A 6,124-nucleotide genomic window follows, 5' to 3' on the forward strand; every position below is an offset into this window, starting at 1 on the left:
CACACCATGCTCCTGCTGAGGAAGTTGAGTACATCAACAGGAAGTTAAAGGAACTCGGCTGGGAGACCGGTGTGCATACACTTGAACACCATGAATCGGGACATGATCCTGCAGCAAGGTCTCAGAGATTATCACCACACAAATAAGTTGTTGTTTTATTTTTAGTTATCCGTTAAAAGAAGCTGCGCGAAGTTCGCGCAGCTTCTTTTTGTTTATATGAAAAATACGGACTATGGCCGTTTCTTAATCCCAAAGGCCTTTATTTGAGACGCCAGGGTGGTAGGTTTAACGCCCAGAAGTTCCGCTGCCCCGCCATGGCCTGACACCTTCCAATTTGATTGGCAGAGCGCATTCAGAATATTTTCTTTTTCCAGCTTTCGCAAATCCTCATAGGTGAGAATTCCACCGGACCGTTCAATGCTTTTGGCGGAAGAGGACATGAGCGATAAGGCCTTTTCCATAGAATTTACCGGTACATCTAATCTTAACTCGTTGTTTCTCGACACAATCACTGCGCGCTCAATCACATTTCGCAGTTCCCGAATATTTCCAGGCCAATCATAGTTCTGAAGTTGAAGAATATGCTTTTCCTTTAGCGGCAATTCCTTCAGCCCCATGCTCTGGCATATCTGCTTTACAAATTCTTTCGCTAAGAGAGGAATGTCTTCCCTCCTTTCTCTGAGGGGAACAATTTCCAGGGGAAAGGCGCTTAGCCGAAAGTACAGGTCATGCCGGAACCGTTTTGCCTCCATCTCCTTTTTCAAGTCCCGGTTGGTTGCTGCAATTACCCGCACGTTTACCCGCCGGGTCTTCTCCTCGCCAATCCTTTCGAACTCGCCTTCCTGAAGCACGCGCAGTAATTTGCTTTGCAATTCCAGGGGTATATCTCCCACCTCGTCAAGAAAGAGTGTTCCCCCGTCTGCAAGCTGAAACCTGCCGGTCCTATCCCTCAGCGCCCCCGTGAATGCGCCCTTTACATGTCCAAAAAACTCACTCTCAAAGAGCTCCCGGGGGATGGATGCACAGTTGACCTTAATGAGGGGTTGATTTTTTCGCTTGCTTCTCTGATGAATCGCCAGAGCGATGAGTTCTTTTCCCGTCCCCGACTCTCCATGAATAAGCACGGTAGCGTCGGTGGGCGCTACCATCTCTATTTGTCGGAGAATTTTTTCCAACGCGGGACTCCGTCCCACGATGTTTCCAAAGGCAGCCACGTCCCGCACTTTGTCGCGGAGATATTCATTCTCCAGTTCTAGACGGTGGCGTAATTGTTCGATTTCCTCAAATGCCCTGGCATTGGCAATCGCAGACGCGGCGTTGTAGGCAAAAGTCCGAAGCATCACCAGGTGCGCTTGCTCCAGGACCTTTCTGCTGAAAAGCGCCAGCACACCAAGTGTTTCACCCCGAAAGACAAGTGGTTGTCCGGCGAAACTAGCTATTTTTTCCCGTTTTGCCCAATCCGGATCCAGCAGCCAGTTAGGATTCTCAATGATATCGTTTCGTAGAATAGCCTTGCCAGTTCCACCAATATAGCCAATTTTCCCGGTAGCAGTATTGTCATACGATTCAGTCGTGTAAAGGGGAAAGCGTTTATAATGACCTTTCAGCCCGGTATATCGCTGTTTGCGATGAAGAGACTGTCCGTTACTTGCCACCAGATGCAGACATCTCATTTGATCGGGACAATTTTTCAACCAGGGACAGACACGGCATAAATCACCCGGCTCTATAAGCCAAATCCTGGCAAGAACAACATCCGGACTATCAGCCAACCCATTCACGATATTACCAAAAACAACACTCACAGAGCGTTCATTGGCTACTGATAAAGCGATGGATTGAAAGAATTCAATGTTCATCGGTTTAAGTGTAAATAATGAGCGGGCTGGTTTCAACGACATTCCGGAATTTTAATAATCTTGGTGAAGGCTTCGGAACCAGAACCGAATTATAAAACATCTGAGATGTCGCGTTTTTCGAAATACTAATGTGCTGGGAAAAAGTTATGATATATAAAAAGAAATGCAGAAATAATTAGCACAGTACTGTTTTTTGATCAATCGCAGCTGAATCATTTGATGTTCGTACACCCTCCTCCATGGTAAAAAGTGCTTGCAGGATTGAACAAAACGATGTATTTTTGATATGGAAGCTGATACGAAGAGCTTTATGCTCATAAAATTCAGAAATGGAGTAACAGCTTTGTTTTTTGGATGTTAAAAGCCTTTACTGTCACGTTCAATGGAAAATAATTTTTCCGTAAAAAACGCACCATAAAAGATGAAGTTATTGTGACCTCAGTCTCAGCGCCTGGCACTTGATGAATTACTGGCAGGAATTAAGAAAAGACAACCTTCACAATGAAGTCATCAGGAATTGAAGCACCTTAATTCGTGTCAACAAAGCATGCATGCCGACAGGCAGGATTCTGTGAGGTGAGTGAATATTTTTCGGACTTCGTTTTTTTGCTCTTGAGCTGCATCCGTCCCGATCACTTGTGGCTAACACCAGCCGTTAGACAACACAATAATCGATAAGGATGAGCGTAACTCCCGATTTTAGTAAAGTAGAAAAACCGATTATATTCCTGATACTGCATGATTTCCTAAAAACTATCTATTTGGAGTTATAAAATGCCGGAAGAACGTGTAAAAAAATTACTGTCACTCCTTGAAAAGGCGTATCCGGATGCAGCGCTTGTCTTACAGTATAAAAATCCTTTGGAATTACTCTTTGCCACCATCCTTGCCGCACAGTGCACGGATGAACGGGTCAACAAGGTAACTGAGGTGCTCTTTAAAAAATACAAATCAGCAAAGGATTACGCCACTGCGGGACAAGACGTCTTTGAGCAGGAAATCCACTCTACCGGTTTTTACAAAAACAAGGCAAGAAATATCATTGCCTGTGGTAAAGAACTGGTTGAAAGATTTGGAGGCAGGGTGCCCGACACGATGGAAGACCTCGTGACCCTGCCAGGGGTGGGCAGAAAGACGGCCAGCGTGCTTATGGGCAACGTTTTTGGGAAACCCGCTATGGCTGTTGATACCCATGTCTTCCGTGTCTCCCACCGTCTGGAACTGGCGAAGGCCAACGATCCCGATAAAGTCGAACAGGAACTTTGCAAAATCATTCCCCGGGAAAAATGGACACGGTCATGCCTTGTCCTGGGTACGCATGGCCGACATACCTGTGTTGCCAGAAAGCCGCACTGCAACGTATGTGTCGTGGAAAAACTCTGTAACTCACCAGATAAAATCTTTCCTGCCTAGGAACTGCTTAATCGTTTTCCTGTAAGCATCCGCATTGTCACGGATTTTCCACAAACACATGATTTGGTCTTCTTCACCACGGTGTCATCAGAGTATCGCACCATAAAATAGATTGCAATCCTCCGTATTTTTGCTTTAATATCCTTCACGTAAATAGAGAACATAAGTATTTTTAACTATATAAATTACTATGGAAAAATTGTTTGGAACAGATGGCATACGAGGTACTGCAAACAGATTCCCCATGACGCCAGAACTCGTTGTAAGCATAGGGAAGGCAACGGCTCATATCGTTAAGGAAAAATCTGAAAAGAAGAGGCCTAAAGTCGTCATCGGCAGGGATACCAGACTGAGTGGCTGTATGATAGAAAATGCATTGACATCCGGGATTTTATCTGCAGGAGCGGATGTTCTCCTGGTTGGCTATATGCCAACGCCTGCAATCGCCCATATAACAAAATCGTTGAATGCCGATGCAGGTATGGTAATCAGCGCATCCCATAATCCTGCCGCAGATAACGGAATAAAGATCTTCGGTGGCGACGGCTATAAGTTGTCCGACGAGGGTGAGGAAGAAATCGAAAAATATATCCTGACGGAAGAAATAAAAACAGAACACATAACAGGAGGTTTTATAGGAACTGCATGCAGCGTTGGCGATGCAAAAGGAAGGTATATTGAATTTGCGAAGGCATCTGTAAAAGGCCTGAGTTTGCAGGGGCTAAAAGTTGTCCTGGATTGCGCCAACGGCGCCGCATACGACACTGCTCCGCATATATTGAGAGAGCTAGGCGCAGAAGTCGTGGTGCTCAACGATAAGCCAGACGGACTGAACATAAACCTGAATTGCGGGGCGCTGCATCCTGAAATAATGATGGACGTGGTGAAAAAAGAGAAGGCGGATATTGGAATAGCATTGGACGGCGATGCAGACAGGGTTATCGTTTGTGATGAAAAGGGAAATAACGTCGACGGTGACCATATTATCGCAATATGCGCAATTCACCTGAAAGAGAAAAACCTGTTGAAGAAAAATTGCGTTGTTACCACGATCATGACGAATAAAGGGTTTGATATCGCTATGGATAAAAAGAATATCCGTGTTGTTAAGGCAAAGGTGGGAGACCGATACGTCATTGATGAGATGAGAAAGAAAGGATATGTTTTGGGCGGGGAACAGTCCGGGCATATCATATTCTCAAATCATACAACTACCGGCGACGGAATAATCTCTGCCTTACAATTGCTGAGAACTATGAAGGAGAAAGGAGAAAAATTAAGTAATTTAGCGGCATGCATGGAATCCTTGCCCCAGGTACTCGTGAACGTTAAAGTAAAAGAGAAAAGGGATATCGACACCCTGGAAGTAAAGAAGGATATCAGGAAGGCAGAGGAAAAACTGGGGGAAAAAGGAAGGGTGCTCGTCAGATATTCAGGGACAGAGAATTTGTGCAGGGTCATGATTGAAGGCGAGCAGAAAAAAGAAATCCAAAAAATGGCGCATGAGATTGCACACGGTATAAAAAAAGAGATAGGTGGTTAAATTAGGACATTGGCAACTTTTTATTATAAGGTTAAACCCACCCCTGAATCCCCTCCCAGGAGGGGACTAAAGAAGTCCCCTCTTGAGAGGGGGTTGGGGGTGTGTAAGGCAGTAGCAGAGAAGTTTGAAATTCCTGTACATTAAATTAGGACATCGGCAACTTTCCCCCCCTGTTTCCCCCAGTAAACGGGGGGATTATGGGGGGAGTTTGAAATTCCTCTATAGTAAATTATGACACAAGCAATTATTTTGGCTGCGGGAAAAAGCACAAGGACATGGCCTCTGACATTAACGAAGCCAAAACCATTACTGAAGGTAATGAATAAGGAGATACTCAAGCATAATCTGGATGCATTGCAGGGTTTGGTGAGCGAGGTGATTGTAATTGTAGGGTTTAAAAAGGAGATGATCATAAACGAGATAGGCCCTAAATACGGGAAGTTAAGCATTCAGTATGTAGAACAAAAAACACAGTTAGGTACAGGACATGCCTTGAAATGTGTTGAAAATCTGATTAAAAACAAATTTGTCGTTTTAGGCGGTGACGATATCTTTTCCAGGAAGGATATACAAGCATGTTTAAAGCGTAAATACGCTGTTTTAGGATGCAAGGTAGAGGATCCAAGCAGATTCGGTGTTTTCGTCCTGTCGGGGAAAGAGGTCAGAAAGGTCGTAGAAAAACCCCAAACATACGTGTCAGACATAGCGAATACGGGATTATATGTCTTTGATAAAAATGTGTTCAAATTTAAGCTGAAAAAAAGTCCACGGGGAGAATATGAAATCATTGACTACATCAACGAACTTGTTGCAGACGAAAAAGTTGTCTGTGAAGAGGTAAAAGGGCATTGGTTGTCTGTAGGGTATCCGTGGGATTTGATTCAGGTAAATAACGTTTTAGTCTCTGAAATAAAAAATGAAATAAAGGGAAAAATAGAGAAGAACGTTACCGTAAAAGGGAAGATACACGTAGGCAAAGGGACGGTAATTTTATCGGGAACGTATATAGACGGAAATATTGTTATTGGCGAAAACTGCACCATAGGACCTAACTGTTTTTTAAGAGGAAATACCTCTATCGGAAACAATTGCCATATCGGACAGGCGGTTGAGATAAAAAATAGTATCATTATGGATAAGGCAAAAGTTCCTCATCTTTCTTATGTTGGAGACAGCGTGGTTGGAGAAAATAGCAATCTGGGCGCTGGCACGATAACGGCTAATTTAAGGCATGACAATAAAAATGTGAAATCTGAAGTGAAAGGCGAATTGATTGATACCGGCAGGCGGAAGTTTGGAGCCATAATCG

General features: G+C 44.1%; 4 protein-coding genes. 3 read left to right on the top strand and 1 reads right to left on the bottom strand.

All coding sequences use genetic code 11. The features are described 5' to 3' along the window. Positions 1–230: 230 nt before the first annotated feature. Positions 231–1,859, bottom strand: coding sequence for a sigma-54-dependent Fis family transcriptional regulator (locus tag BIY37_RS04305; RefSeq protein WP_143299164.1), 1,629 nt, complete (start codon positions 1,857–1,859; stop codon positions 231–233). A gap of 774 nt (positions 1,860–2,633) precedes the next feature. Here BIY37_RS04305 and nth point away from each other — a divergent pair. From nth to glmU, 3 genes are all read left to right on the top strand, one after another. Next, entirely contained in the window at positions 2,634–3,272 is a 639-nt protein-coding gene (gene nth / locus BIY37_RS04310) for an endonuclease III (protein WP_070066605.1), read from the top strand. A gap of 190 nt (positions 3,273–3,462) precedes the next feature. Then, entirely contained in the window at positions 3,463–4,815 is a 1,353-nt protein-coding gene (gene glmM / locus BIY37_RS04315) for a phosphoglucosamine mutase (protein WP_070066606.1), read from the top strand. 231 nt (positions 4,816–5,046) lie between these two features. After that, on the top strand, positions 5,047–6,124 hold a 1,078-nt coding region (gene glmU / locus BIY37_RS04320; protein ID WP_070066607.1), incomplete at its 3' end, for a bifunctional sugar-1-phosphate nucleotidylyltransferase/acetyltransferase.

Origin of the sequence: Candidatus Brocadia sapporoensis (assembly GCF_001753675.2) — a bacterium.
Classification (GTDB): domain Bacteria; phylum Planctomycetota; class Brocadiia; order Brocadiales; family Brocadiaceae; genus Brocadia; species Brocadia sapporoensis.

Coding starts and splice junctions, on each gene's coding strand:
- glmM (WP_070066606.1), top strand. CDS start 3,463: ATGGAAAAATTGTTTGGAACAGATGGCATACGAGGTACTGCAAACAGA.
- nth (WP_070066605.1), top strand. CDS start 2,634: ATGCCGGAAGAACGTGTAAAAAAATTACTGTCACTCCTTGAAAAGGCG.
- BIY37_RS04305 (WP_143299164.1), bottom strand. CDS start 1,859: ATGAACATTGAATTCTTTCAATCCATCGCTTTATCAGTAGCCAATGAA.